The 14,066-nt window shown below is 31.2% G+C and carries 7 protein-coding genes and 2 pseudogenes; 7 read left to right on the plus strand and 2 right to left on the minus strand.

Annotation, left to right across the window (positions count from 1 at the left end):
* Positions 1-422: 422 nt before the first annotated feature.
* The 3 genes from B4L98_RS03840 to B4L98_RS03850 all read left to right on the plus strand — a co-directional run bounded on the left by B4L98_RS03840 (position 423) and on the right by B4L98_RS03850 (position 7,401).
* Positions 423-3,413: a SusC/RagA family TonB-linked outer membrane protein gene (locus B4L98_RS03840; protein ID WP_291077584.1), complete on the plus strand. Its 2,991-nt coding sequence runs from the start codon at positions 423-425 to the stop codon at positions 3,411-3,413.
* A 91-nt stretch (positions 3,414-3,504) separates the two neighbouring features.
* Positions 3,505-4,812, plus strand: coding sequence for a RagB/SusD family nutrient uptake outer membrane protein (locus B4L98_RS03845; RefSeq protein WP_291077586.1), 1,308 nt, complete (start codon positions 3,505-3,507; stop codon positions 4,810-4,812).
* A 63-nt stretch (positions 4,813-4,875) separates the two neighbouring features.
* On the plus strand, positions 4,876-7,401 hold the full coding sequence (locus tag B4L98_RS03850; RefSeq protein ID WP_291077588.1) for a prolyl oligopeptidase family serine peptidase: 2,526 nt from the start codon (positions 4,876-4,878) through the stop codon (positions 7,399-7,401).
* Positions 7,402-7,447: 46 nt separating this feature from the next.
* Here the strand turns inward: B4L98_RS03850 and B4L98_RS03855 are convergent, their stop codons facing one another.
* Both B4L98_RS03855 and B4L98_RS03860 read right to left on the minus strand, forming a co-directional pair.
* A complete protein-coding gene (locus tag B4L98_RS03855; protein WP_291073113.1) occupies positions 7,448-7,732 on the minus strand; it encodes a DUF6520 family protein in 285 nt (94 codons plus the stop codon).
* Between the two features lie 72 nt (positions 7,733-7,804).
* The gene (locus tag B4L98_RS03860; protein ID WP_349679428.1) at positions 7,805-9,250 is read right to left on the minus strand and encodes a DoxX family protein; all 1,446 of its coding nucleotides are present in this window, start codon (positions 9,248-9,250) and stop codon (positions 7,805-7,807) included.
* A gap of 449 nt (positions 9,251-9,699) precedes the next feature.
* Between B4L98_RS03860 and nhaA the strand changes: the two genes are divergently transcribed.
* The 4 genes and pseudogenes from nhaA to B4L98_RS03875 all read left to right on the plus strand — a co-directional run bounded on the left by nhaA (position 9,700) and on the right by B4L98_RS03875 (position 13,043).
* Positions 9,700-10,869, plus strand: coding sequence for a Na+/H+ antiporter NhaA (nhaA, locus tag B4L98_RS03865; RefSeq protein ID WP_038337095.1), 1,170 nt, complete (start codon positions 9,700-9,702; stop codon positions 10,867-10,869).
* Between the two features lie 41 nt (positions 10,870-10,910).
* A pseudogene (locus tag B4L98_RS14675) lies at positions 10,911-11,081 on the plus strand (hypothetical protein); the annotation flags it as partial.
* Positions 11,082-11,084: 3 nt separating this feature from the next.
* Positions 11,085-11,622 (plus strand): annotated as a pseudogene (locus B4L98_RS14680) (IS481 family transposase); the annotation flags it as partial.
* 143 nt (positions 11,623-11,765) lie between these two features.
* The gene (locus B4L98_RS03875; protein WP_038337098.1) at positions 11,766-13,043 is read left to right on the plus strand and encodes a DUF389 domain-containing protein; all 1,278 of its coding nucleotides are present in this window, start codon (positions 11,766-11,768) and stop codon (positions 13,041-13,043) included.
* The last annotated feature ends 1,023 nt before the right edge of the window (positions 13,044-14,066 follow it).

The raw sequence follows: 14,066 nt of genomic DNA on the forward strand, positions 1-14,066 counted from the left end.
TTTTTTATTCATGAGTTATTATTGTTTTCGAATGAATTCATATACCCTTTGGGGAAGTCTTGATGAAAAAACATTTGAAATTAAAAGGAGAAGCTCCAGTGGAGCTTAGGTATAATGCTTACAAATCGGTCAATAACGGCTATTCGCTAAATGCTTTAGAACATTCGCATATGAAATGCGAACATAAATCATTTTTAACGCTCTTTACGCCGAATTGACACTCGACTTTTCAGCAATGACGGTTTATAAATTCGTTGTTAAAAAAGGATTTGAATATTAATAAGAAAAAAAATGTAAAACGTTAAGCGTATCACGTCAAACGTAAAAACAAAACCCCTTTCCCCAAAACAAAGTTGGCGCGATGTACAGGAAAAGGAGAGGCTTTTAAAACTAAATGTTGAATTAAAAAACTATGTAAAATTATGAAAATATTTTACTTTAAACTCAATAGGCATACAATAAGTGTGCTATTGGGATTGTTTTGTGCAACACCTTTATTAGCACAAACAGGAAAAACCGTGACTGGAACGGTAAAAGAACTTCAAGTCCCGCTAGTGGGCGTAATGGTAAAAGAGGAAGGAACCGATAACTCCACATTTACCGATGTAAATGGACAGTATTCATTGACCTTACAACAGGATGATGCTAAACTAATTTTTGAGCAATTGGATTTTCCTATTCGAGAAGAAGAGGTATTGAATAGAAGCGTGATAAATGTAAGTTTCACAAAAGAAGATGATGAAATTCAACTAAAAGATGTGGTGATAAATGCGGGGTATTATGCTGTAAAAGACAAAGAACGAACAGGGTCTATTACTCGTGTTACCGCAAAGGAAATAGAGAATCAGCCCGTTAATTCTGTTTTAGATGCATTGCAAGGTCGTGTTCCTGGTTTAGAGATTACACCAACTTCTGGAGTGGCTGGAGGTGGTTATACCATTAGGATAAGGGGACAAAATAGTATCGCTGCGGGAAATAATCCTCTATTTATTGTAGACGGTGTTCCATTTGATACCAATTCGATGGGAGATACTTCTACTTCTGCACAAATCTTTTATGGGTCAACTATAAATCCTTTAAATTATATCGATCCACAATCTATCAAATCTATCGAAGTTTTGAAAGATGCTGATGCTACTGCTATTTATGGATCACGGGGAGCAAATGGTGTGCTATTGATTACCACTAAGAAGGGCAAAGCAACAAAAACAAGTATTTCTATAGATGCGTCTACCAGTGTTATTAACCCTACTAAGTTTCCTAAACTACTTACTACCGAACAATATCTAGATATAAGGAAAAAAGCCTTTGCGAATGATGGTGTAACGACGTATCCTACGACAGCCTACGACATAAATGGAACATGGGATATGACCAGATATACAGATTGGCAAAAACTACTTATTGGGAATACAGCTTTCAATCATAACATTCGTACGTCTATAAATGGTGGGAATGAGCAAACTAATTTTATGATAGGTGCTAATGTCATGAAAGAAACTTCTGTTTTCTATGGTAATTTCGCATACAATAAATTCAGTTTTTTTTCGACATTAAACCATAAAACAGCGAATAACAAACTAAAATTGCAATGGACCACTAATTATGGACAGGATAAAAACTATTTGCCTACACAAGATTTAACCAGAACTGCAAGGACACTTGTTCCAAATGCTCCGAGGTTGTTTAATGAAGATGGTAGCTTAAATTGGGAAAACAATACTTGGACAAACCCACTTGCGGCACTCAATGCAAGTTACCGCAATAATACACGTAATCTAAATACAAATCTGAATACAAGTTATCTGTTGATGGATAATATTGTTTTACGATCTAATGTAGGATACAATCGATCAGATTTGGATGATAGTCAACTTAATCCACATACCATTCGCAATCCTGCTTTTGGTGCTACAAGTCAACAATCTAACATGACTAAAAATTCTGGGCAACATGAAGGGTGGTTAATAGAACCACAATTGGATGCTAATTTTAATTTAACTGCTTCGAGTAAATTAAGCGTATTAATTGGGGGGACTTTGAATAGCCAAACAACAACTAAGTTGGTGATTATGGCAAATGGTTTTACAGACAACCAGTTAATGAATGTTTTAAGCGCTGCTAAAAATGTGACGATATACAAGGATACTGAAGAGCAATATAAATATGCTGCTCTGTATGGAAGAGTAAATTATAATCTACACGAAAAATACTTCGTTAACTTGACAGGACGACGAGATGGATCGAGTCGATTTGGTCCTAATCATCGATTTGCAAATTTTGGTGCTATTGGTGCCGCTTGGCTTTTTTCGAAAGAAAGTTTTCTACGTGACGTATCATGGTTAAGTTTTGGGAAATTACGAGGAAGCTACGGGGTAACAGGAAATGATCAGATTGGAGATTATCAATACCTAAACACCTATAACATCAGTCAAAATGGATATGATGGGAATATACTATTGACAACAGCACGTTTATATAATCCTGATTTTTCGTGGGAGAAAAATAAAAAGTTGGAATTTGCTTTAGAAACCGCATTCCTAAAAAATAGAATTAACCTAACACTGAATTATTATCAAAACCGATCAAGCAACCAATTGGTTGGCTATAGTTTACCCGCTATAGCAGGTTTTACCTCTATACAAGCAAATTTGAATGCTGTTGTAGAAAATAAAGGTTGGGAAATGGATTTACAAGTTGTTCCTATAAAATCTGCTAAATTCAACTGGTCAACTTCTTTTAATCTTACTATTCCTAAAAATAGATTGGTGGCATTTGATGGTTTAGAAAACACCTCCTATGCAAATATGTATGTGATTGGAAAATCATTGAACAGCAAGAAAATGTATCATCTGCAAGGGATAAATCCAACAACTGGTTTGTATGAGTTTACAGATTATAATGGTGATGGAAAGATAACTGCCATAGAAGATAAACAACAAGTTGTATCATTAGATCCTTCTTTTTATGGGGGTTTCTCCAATTCTGTTTCCTATGAAAACTTTAATATCGTGCTCTTTTTTCAATTTGTCAAGAAAAAAGGATTTAATGAATTCTATGGGACTACTATGCCGGGTACAATGTATAATCAGCCTGCTTCTGTATTAAATCAGTTTCCAAATGGGGTAATTCAGAATTATTCAAGTGGCTCTAATTCCGCAGCGACAGTTGCTTATTCTAACTTTAATAATAGTGATGCGATGGTAACCGATACCTCTTTTATTCGATTGAAAAACGTGTCATTGTCTTATAAACTTCCTCTAAGTAAAAATCAGTCCAATCAATATGTGATTTATGCGCAAGGTCAGAACCTATGGACATGGAGTAAGTATAAATACGGTGATCCAGAACAGACAACTGGTTTTCTTCCTCCTTTGAGAAGAATTTCGATAGGATTTAAAGCTAATTTTTAATGACACAATTATGAAAAAATATCAAAACATAGTAAGCTATTCTTTATTCGTTTTCCTAATAGGAAATACGATAATAAGTTGTGAGAATTTTGTGGAATTAGATTCTCCAAAAGGGCAATTGAACCAAACAGATGTATTTGAAAATAACCAAACGGCACAAGCCGCCGTTACCACTTTATATGCATTATTACGTGATAATAGCTTAATAGCTGGTAATTTATCTAGTGCTGGTTTTTACATGGGAATTTATTCAGACGAGCTGGATAGCTATGCTGCTCCTAATAGTGTTGCAGATTTATTTTACAAACATCAAATTATCCCTACAAATAGTGGTGTGAAAGAGGTTTGGACAAGTTCCTTTAAAGTAATATACGAATGCAATGCGGTAATAGAAGGTGTAGAAAAATCAAAAGGATTGACCTATGAGCAAAAGAAACAATACAAAGCGGAAGCTGTATTTATTCGCTCGTTAACTTATTTCTATTTAACCAATTTATTTGGAGATATTCCATTTATTACAACAACAGATTATACCATTAATCAGAAAAGTTCAAAAACAAATCATCAAAATATACTTCTTAAAATTGAAGAAGATCTTATTGAATCAAAACAACAATTAAGTGAGCTTACGTCAGTTACAAGTAACCTTAGGGCGAACAAATATAATGTTACAGCATTATTAGCACGTCTATACATCTACCAGGAGAAATGGGAAAAAGCTGAAAGAGAATCAACAGAATTGATCAATTCAGGTAAATTTCAGTTAGAGAATGAGTTGAATAAAGAGTTTTTGAAAGAAAGTCGTTCTACACTATTCCAATTAAAAGCCAAAGCTGATGGTGGTAATTCTAATGAAGGTAGTATTTACATTTTTGAAGCTGGTCCTCCTCCTAATGCATCTTTATCCCCTCAACTATTTGAATCTTTTGAGCCAACTGATTTGAGAAAACAACAGTGGACAAAACAAATTACTACTAATGGGAAAAATTGGGTAATGCCCTTCAAATACAAAGAGAAGTATGTGACAACAACAAGTAAAGAATATACCATTGTTTTTAGACTTGCTGAACAGGTTTTAATTCGAGCTGAAGCACGAATGAGATTAGGCAACTTGAATGGAGCAAAAGGGGATATAAATAGTATTCGAAATAGAGCTGGATTAACACCTATCACAACTTCATCTTCTCAAGATATTTTTGAAGCTATTGTAACGGAACGTCAACATGAATTTTTTACAGAGCATGGCCATCGTTGGTTTGATTTGAAACGATGGAATTTGGCAGATCAAGTCTTAAATCCCATAAAAACAAATTGGAAAGCAACTGACGTATTATTACCAATTCCAGAAGCCAAACTCTTAATTAATCCAAATCTATTACCGCAAAACAAAGGCTATTAAGAAGTTGTAGTATACAATACAACATCATAAAAGCCATTCATACAAACATCAGAATTAGTACCAATGGAAAAAATAAGTAAAATAATATTCCTCATCCTGTTGGGATTTGTTCTCTCGACCTACAACGTCTTTGGTCAAGAGATAAATAAGAAAACATATACACACGATTTAGACAGTATATGGTCTACTAATACAACAATTCGTGATATTAGCACTAACGGAAATTGGATTGAAACCTCTGAGTTCTTCTCAGGTAAGAATATCATTCGATTATTTCATCCTTCAACCTCAAATGTAATAGAAAGAGAAAATACAAAAAAGAGTTTATTTTCTAATAACGAACATTTTGCAATCCTTTTAAGTGAAAGCAAACTTGAAATAATCGATTTAAGAAATTTGAAAAGCGTTCTTGTGTTGAATAAACCAATTAGAAAAGTAGAATTTGATTCGACCAATCAACAGCTTGCTTATTTAACAACTGATGATGTTTTGACGCTATTTGATACCAAGACGGAAAAATTTGTTACAAAACATAATGTTTCCAACTTTAGTTGGAGCCCTGCTTCATCTACATTAGCAATTCTTTCTAAGGATGGAAAAACAGTTGGTTTTTATAGCTCAAAATTAGAGGCTATTGATCAGCTATCAAGTGATATAGGCACGTACATTTTTAATGATCGATCTCCTCTAAATAATTGGAGTAAAAATGGACAGTATTTTTCATTTCTTGAAAATGAAAATGAAAAGAGAAAAATAGTTCGTTATGCATTCCAAACAAAAAGGCTGAATTTCATCAATGTAGAAGATTGGTTGAAAATAAATCCTTCTTATCATTTTATGGATGAATCTATTCGTGTATTAGCGGATGGAAAGTATATTGAATTTCAACTAAATGAAAAAAGTACCGAAGATTCTTTAAAAGGAATTGAAAAGTGGTCTACCAACGATACGTGGATCTATCCCAAAGAACAATTAATGAAACAAAAAGATGGTTATAAACGGTTTATTTGGACTGTTGATGAATACGATTCTGTTACGGAAATAAAAGGAAACCAATTCGCACTTAATAGTAATATCCACTTTGCCTTGACATTTGATAGAAAACAATATGAACCACAATATAGATATTTTGAAATTGCAGATGTTTATTTAAATGATTATCAATCAAAAAAATCATATAAAATAATCGATAGTCTGTATACCAATCCTAATTTTATTTCTGTTTCACCAAATGGGGAGTACATTGCTTATTTTAAAACGAAGCATTGGAATTTGTATGATGTAAAAAAGCAAACACATAAGAAGTTAACAACAGTTCTTTCTCAAGTTTTTTATGATAGAACTAAAGCAGAAACTGACAAACCACCTTTTGATCAGCCCTATTGGTCAGAGGATGGAAAATTTATTCTACTAACGTCAACCTATGATTTGTGGCAATTTAGTATAGATAAAAATGAAGTAAAGCAAATTACCTTTGGAGAACAAGAAGAAGAACACAATCGTTTGGTATCTATTAATTTAACGAACTCATCAAATCGTCGTATTGACATGAATAAACCGCTCGTTCTTAAGCTTCATAAAGATGATCAGTCACATGGAATTGCCATCTTAAAAAAAGGAAAAGTCATACACTCATTTAGTACGGATGCCGAAATCAATCCAATTTACAGTGATAGCAACAAAAATAAATTGTATTACAGAAAAGCAAAATACAATGAATCACCTTCAATTCATGAACTTTCAACTAATCATACAACGCGTATTATTTACCAAAGCAACTCTAAGCTAAGTGAATACGACTTAGGTTTTTCTAAAAATATAAACTATACATCTATAAATGGAAACGTGATGAATGGAGCTCTTTTATACCCTTCTCAGTACGATTCAACTAAAACATATCCTATGGTTGTGTACATTTATGAAAAGAATTCGTTTAAAGTAAACGAATTTACTTTACCATCTAAAAATTCACCTATCGGATTTAATTTCATGGACTATGTATTAGATGGCTATTTTGTTTTGTTACCCGATATAGAATATGAAATTGGAAACCCGGGCAGATCTGCTTTGGTAAGTGTAGAAAATGCCGTAAAAAAAGCTGTAGAACTATCGACAATTGATCAAAAAAGAATTGGTTTAATTGGACATTCATTTGGTGGGTATGAAACAGCCTTTATTTCTACACAATCAACATTTTTCAAAACAACAGTTGTTGGTTCAGCTATAACCGATTTGATTAGTTATTACCATGATTATAATATAGATAATCAGTCAGATCAATTATGGCGATTAGAAAATTACCAATTAAGAATGGGTGATAGTTTATATAATTTAAAAGATAAATATTTCAGAAACTCGCCTCTTTATCATATAGAAGAATTACAAATACCAGTTTTAATATGGACAGGCAAAGAAGACTATAATGTAAATTGGTACCAAAGTGTGTATTTTTTTATGGGAATAAAACGATTAGGAAAAAAAGCCGAATTACTTTTATTTGATCATGAAGGACATACCTTAAAAAATAAAACCAATCAACAATTTTTATCCACTAAAATAAAAAATTGGTTTGATACGTATTTAAAATAAAAGAACGGAGCAGATGCTCCGTTCCTATTTAAATTAGACTTAAATATTATTGACGATATAGTGGAATACTACACGAAGTTTCTGATAAATCTCTCAATTCAAAAACATCTTTTTCAATTCCATTTTCGTTCACAGTACAAGGTAATCCAATTGTTGTTGAACATTCAACTTTTACGTCATCACAATGATTTGTTGCAGAATTGTAAATATATCCTGTCATAGCTTCTTCTTCACTATTTTGAGAAGATTTACTTTCAGTGGCAAATGCAAAAGCAACAGCCATCATTCCTACCCCGATTGGTAGCGCTTTTTTTAGAAAATTTGTTTTCATTTTGTATAATTTTAATGTGGTGACTTACTCTATTGTACAGGTTTTCAGTCATCCCCTGCGTTGCGCAACGATTTATTTTCTTTTGTTATAGATATAAAGTTCATGATCTACAATCGCAAATATTTTGTTTTTGTAAATGGTGAAATTTCTAAGTTGATTTTTAGGTGAATGGTAGAGGTAAAAGCTATGAGTATAGCTTTTGTTCACCAAATCATATTGATCTATGACACTTGTACCTTCTATTTTTTGTTCGAAATTGCCTAGTCGATCAGTCGATATATAGAGTTGATTACCATAAGTAGAGGCTAATTTGTTTACAAGTAAGGTTTGTGGTCCTAGCTTATATTGTTGTGTTTTTTTATAATAGGCTACATCGATCTGAACTTTAGAAATAGTATCAATGGTATTTCCTGTTTTCATTTCAGCTAATTCAGCTTCAAATTCGAGGTACTGATTTTTGTAGTAATAGACATAGATAAACTTTTTTAATTGGGAATTCCATAGTAATGTACCGTCTGACTCAAATGTACCGTCAAGTTGTTTTTCTAGACTGCCATAGTTAAGTTGTAGTTGATGCTCTGATAACAATCCCAATACATTTGCTTTTACTTTGGTACTATAAGTTGCTATCCCAAACTTAGAAGAATCTGCTACCACAAATTGATTATAATATATATCTCCTTTAGAAATGGTATTTGCTTTCCAATCATCAATTTTACCTCGAAATAAAATGCCAACCGAACCGTCTCCTAAATAAAAATAAGGTGTTTGTACATAAGCAATCACTCTTTTATAAGGCAGGTTATATTGCTCAATTTCTAGTTTTATATCCTTCATTTGATTAGCGAGATAATCATATCTTTTAAGAAATAATGGTGTTTCTGTATTGGCTAAATAGAGATAACAACTATCAATTCCTGCTATATAATAACCAGTTGATTCTAAGTCGAAAGTAGTTTGTTTTTCGGCTAAATGCGGAATGTATTTACGCGTAAACGCATTGTTATACTGAGATTTCTTTTCTGATAAACCATATAAAATGGTTACACTAACAATTCCAATTAAAATAAGAAAGAATTGTTGAATTACATAACCTCTCCATGTTTGAGAGATGTTTGTTATTCTAACGCCAATTAAAGCCAATCCTACAAATACACCATTAAAAATGAGATGTTCTGTCCATCCCAATTTTTCTAAAACACCACCACATGAACAAGGAGTAAATGCCGTGAAATGTAGAATAATGATAATATAGGTCGTGAACATCACCATTAAGAAAAGTGAAATCTGTAAAGCGAATGCTCGGAACCGTTCAAACATCAAAAAGATTGCTGTTACAAGTTCTATAGCAATAATTCCATACGAAATAGGAATCGCATAACTAGCTAATAAGGGTGATTGTCCCAATTGCGTTTGAAAAGTCTCAAAATCGATAAGCTTACTGACTGCTGCATAGACAAATAAAACAATAAAAAGGTAGCAAATGAGTGTTTGTAAAATAGGAGTTACTTTTCTCATGTTTTTGTGTTTTACGGTTAACGGTAAAGGGTTAACGGTTAATGCTATACAAAGTTCAGAGAAGTTATTGAGCAAGTCAATACCTATTTTTAGAAAAAACAGACCAATTTTTGTTAATTCTACTCATTTTTTAAAAATAGAACTTATTTTTTTGAAAAACATCTCATTTTTGATGAGTTTTAGAATTGTTCTATATAAGGTGATCTTATTTTAACCAGATTATTTGAAAACCTTTTTCTCGATACAAAATTCTTTTAGAATTCCACTCAAAATGGGGATTTATTGATGAATTGCTTTAGAAATTATGTTAAGGTTTAGTTGTTTTTAGAATATAACTTTTTTATTGCCAGAAATGTTAGTATGAGATGACGATATTTTACCCAATGAAAGCCAATTTATGAAGTTGCATATTTTTTATTATCTTGCTCTAAAATAATAAAAGTTAAATTATGGCTAGTTCTATCAATTTAAAAATATTCAAAGAATTTATTAAGTCGAGTAATTTTGGAGGTTTCCTCCTTTTTTTATGCGTACTGATTTCTTTAATTATAGCTAATTCATCTTTAAGTGACACATTAAAAAGTGTATTATCTTATGAATTTGGAGTCGAAAATAGTTGGATTCATTTAAAGTATAGTACAAGCATGTGGATTAATGATGGATTAATGGCTATTTTTTTCTTACTTGTAGGTCTAGAAATAAAAAGAGAAATTGTAGAAGGTGAACTATCATCACCTAAAAAAGCTATTCTTCCTATTTTAGCAGCAATGGGTGGTGCGATAGTGCCTGCGTTAATATATATATATTTTAATATAGGTTTGGATACTTCAGGTGGATGGGGAATTCCTATGGCTACAGATATTGCATTTGCATTAGCAGTTATATCATTGTTAGACAAAAGGATTCCGATAAGTTTAAAGATTTTTTTGGCTGCATTAGCTATAGTGGATGATCTGATAGCTATTTTAGTGATAGCTTTATTTTATTCATCAGGTATAGACTTAGTGTATTTAATGTATGCGGGTGTAGGCCTAGGAGTATTAGTGTTAATGAATAGATTAAACGTTGAGAATCCTTATTTATATTTGATTCCAGGAATATTTATATGGTATTTTGTACATCATTCGGGTATACATGCTACAATAGCAGGTGTATTAGTAGCAATGACTTTACCAACAAATAATACTGATCAAGAATCGCCATTAGAACGATTAGAACATGCCTTAGTAAAGCCTGTAAACTTTATTATTATTCCAATTTTTGCATTTGCTAATACTAATATAACTATTTATAACGAGATGCTTGAAGGATTAAGCTCTCCTTTAGGATTAGGTATTTTATTAGGTTTATTAGTTGGTAAACCAATAGGTATTGTATTAAGTTCCATTATTTGCTCAAGATTTGGCATTGGTCAGTTACCAGAAGGGAGTAATTTAAACCATATTTTAGGTGTAGGATTATTAGCTGGTATCGGTTTTACGATGTCTATATTTATATCTAATTTATCATTTAATAGTGAAATATTAATTGATGAAGCTAAATTAGCCGTTTTATTAACATCTTTAATTGCTGGAGTATTAGGCTACTTGATTTTGAGAAAAAGTAGTAAAATAAATTAATAATACTTACTCGAATTTTTAATTCTCGATTATTTGATCAGATAACAAAATGTAGTTATAAATGGAAAAAGGCATATGATGAACATGGAGAAGAAGGTTTACTTAGAAAGAAAACAACACCTCGTACTTTTCCAAATCAAATTAAGCAAGAAGTTGTAAATAAAGTATTAGAACTTCGAAAAGAACATAAATTAGGGACTTGGCGAATTAAATGGTATTTAGAACGTTATCATGATATTTTAATATCAGAATCAAGTGTTTATCGTATTCTAAAACGCAATAATGTAGGTCGATTAGACAGAAAGGCAACTAGAAGAGCTATGCATAGTATTCGATATGAAAAAGAAACACCAGGTCATCATGTACAGGTTGATGTTAAATTTCTAATTTTTCAAGATGCAAATGGCCATAAAATCAAGAGATTTCAATATACAGCAATTGATGATGCTACACGAATTAGAGCGCTTAAAATCTATGAAAAGCACAATCAATTAAGTTCAATTGATTTCATAAATTATGTTGTAGATAAATTTCCTTTCAGAATTAATACAATTCAAACAGATAACGGACATGAATTTCAATCAAAATTTCATTGGTATGTTTAAGATTTAAGAATGAGACACCGGTTTATAAAAGTAGGAAGACCTTGGTTAAATGGAAAAATTGAACCATCTCATTTAACTGATAAAAAAAGAGTTCTATCAACTTTTAAGCTATACTAATGATCCCGATCTAAATCAAAAATTAGGGGAATGAGAAAAATTTTATAATCTAAATAGACTTGATATTCATTTAAAGTAAAAACACCTTATTAAATACTAAAATCAAAACTAAAATAATTATATTTAATGCCTACGTAGTGATGAAGTACGACAATTAATATCAATAAAATGTCTATGAATAGAATATACAAATTGCTCAATCTACATATTGGAGAAGAAGATAAGAATAAGGTCAAAGAGGATGTACAAAGTAATATCTCATTTAAAGGAGCAAATTTATGGATTTTAGCATGTGCTATTTTGATAGCTTCAATAGGTTTAAATGTTAATTCAACAGCAGTTATTATAGGAGCTATGTTAATTTCACCTTTAATGGGACCAATTGTAGGTTCTGGTTTTGCATTAGCAACTTATGATTTTACCCTATTAAAGCGATCTACTAAGAATTTGTTTATTGCAACATTAGCTGGATTGGTAGTTTCGTGTTTATATTTTTATTTAAGCCCATTTAAAGAAGTAGAGTCAGAAATATTAGCCAGAACATCGCCTACAATTTATGATGTCCTAATTGCTTTTTTTGGAGGTGTCGTAGGAGCTATATCAATAACAAGAATTGAGAAAGGTAACCCAATACCAGGGGTAGCAATAGCTACTGCATTAATGCCACCATTGTGTACAGCAGGTTTTGGTTTAGCAACTCTCAACTTTAAGTTTTTAGCGGGTGCATTATATTTATATAGTATAAATTGTTTTTTTATTGCCTTATCTACATTTTTGGTATTGAAATATTTGAAATATAAGCCAATACAAACCCAAAACCCTGCACTAGACAAAAAAGTACGACTAACTATAACTGTTTTGATGTCTTTATTAATTTTACCTAGCTTCTATCTAGCCTATAATCTATTACAAGAAAAAAGATATACACAAAACGTAAATACATTTATCCAAAAAGAGTTTCAGTTGAAAGGTAAAACTATTATTTATAAAAATGTAAACTTTAGATCAAATCCAAAACGTATTGAACTTGCATTTTTAACAGAGAAATATGATAGTTTACAAATAAAAGAATTTAATAATAAGCTAGCGGATTTTGGTTTAGAAAATACAACTTTAGTTGTTCGACAAAATAATAGTGATTTAAAACAAGAAATATTAAGTGAAATAAATAAAAATCAGCTAAACGTAACAGAAAAAGATTTACAAATACAACAATTAAAAACACAAATAGAACAAAAAAAAATTGGAGATGCTACTACTGAACGTGAAATAAAATCCTTGTTTCCTTCAATACGTTATGTTTATTTTGGGATTATTCAACATTATAGTGATAGTTTAAAAGCAAAACCAATAGTGATATATCATTCAGAACAAGAAATTGATGAAAATCTATTGCATAACTGGTTGAAAATAAAATTAAAGAGTGATAATTTAGCATTGATTAAAGAATAATATTTATTTTTCGATTCTAAAAATCAGATTTAGAAGATGTTACAATATTTTATATAATAAGGTTATTTATAATCTGATAATCCTATTTTGCTGAACGATATAATAATACGAATTCTTAAGTTAAATTTTTTTAATGTTTATTCTTATTTTGAATTACGTCAAAACCTTTTTTCTCGATACAAAATTCTTTCAGAATTCCACCCGAAATGATAGTTGTATAGTTGAAATGAGTAGAATGAATAACGTGATTAAATTAAACTTTATTTGACTTGGTTCAGCAACAATTCGAATGTAGACTGAATAGCTTTAAGTGATTGAAACCTGGCGAGCTGTGAACGAAATTGGTAGGTGATGAAGGGGAATGATTGCTAAGGATGTAGATGTTAGATTTTCGATTTGTGAAATGTATTATGTATTATGTAAAATGTATTATGTATTAAGTAGTATGTTTTCAGATTAAGGATGAGGTTTTGAGATATCAATATTGAAAAAAGAATAAAAACGTAAAACTTATTACGTAAACATATCGCTCACTAATCTTTTTTACGCTTGTTTCAATGGATTGAAACTCGTCTGCAAATCGTATGTCGTCTCTAAAATCCATTGTTAAAAGTGATAACGAATCTGAATTAGAAAAAAGGATCATAAAAATGTCATATGATTTGGAGACGAGTGTCAAAAAGTTGAAAGTCATGGTTAAAATGTTTTACTGTTTGCGTAGCAAATGATTTAAAACATTCAATGGCTGAAACTAATTTTGACCGTCGAAAATCAAAGACAAGTCTTTTTTCGTTAGTTTTTTTGACTAAAAAAAGTGACAAAAGATTTCTCGATATCTCGAAATGATATATTGGATGCGATTCTGAGACAGGCTCAGAATGACAGCTAAATGATAAGCTTTGATTAATACTCATGTGATAAAAAGGATTTTACATTCATTTTTTCCTTGACGCAAAAACGAACCAAAAACGTCAAGACTGCGATTTTCGACGTTCAATTCTCATCTCACGCACTAAAAAGATT

It is taken from the genome of Empedobacter sp. UBA5528 (assembly GCF_002426075.1).
In the GTDB taxonomy this organism is placed as follows: domain Bacteria; phylum Bacteroidota; class Bacteroidia; order Flavobacteriales; family Weeksellaceae; genus Empedobacter; species Empedobacter falsenii_B.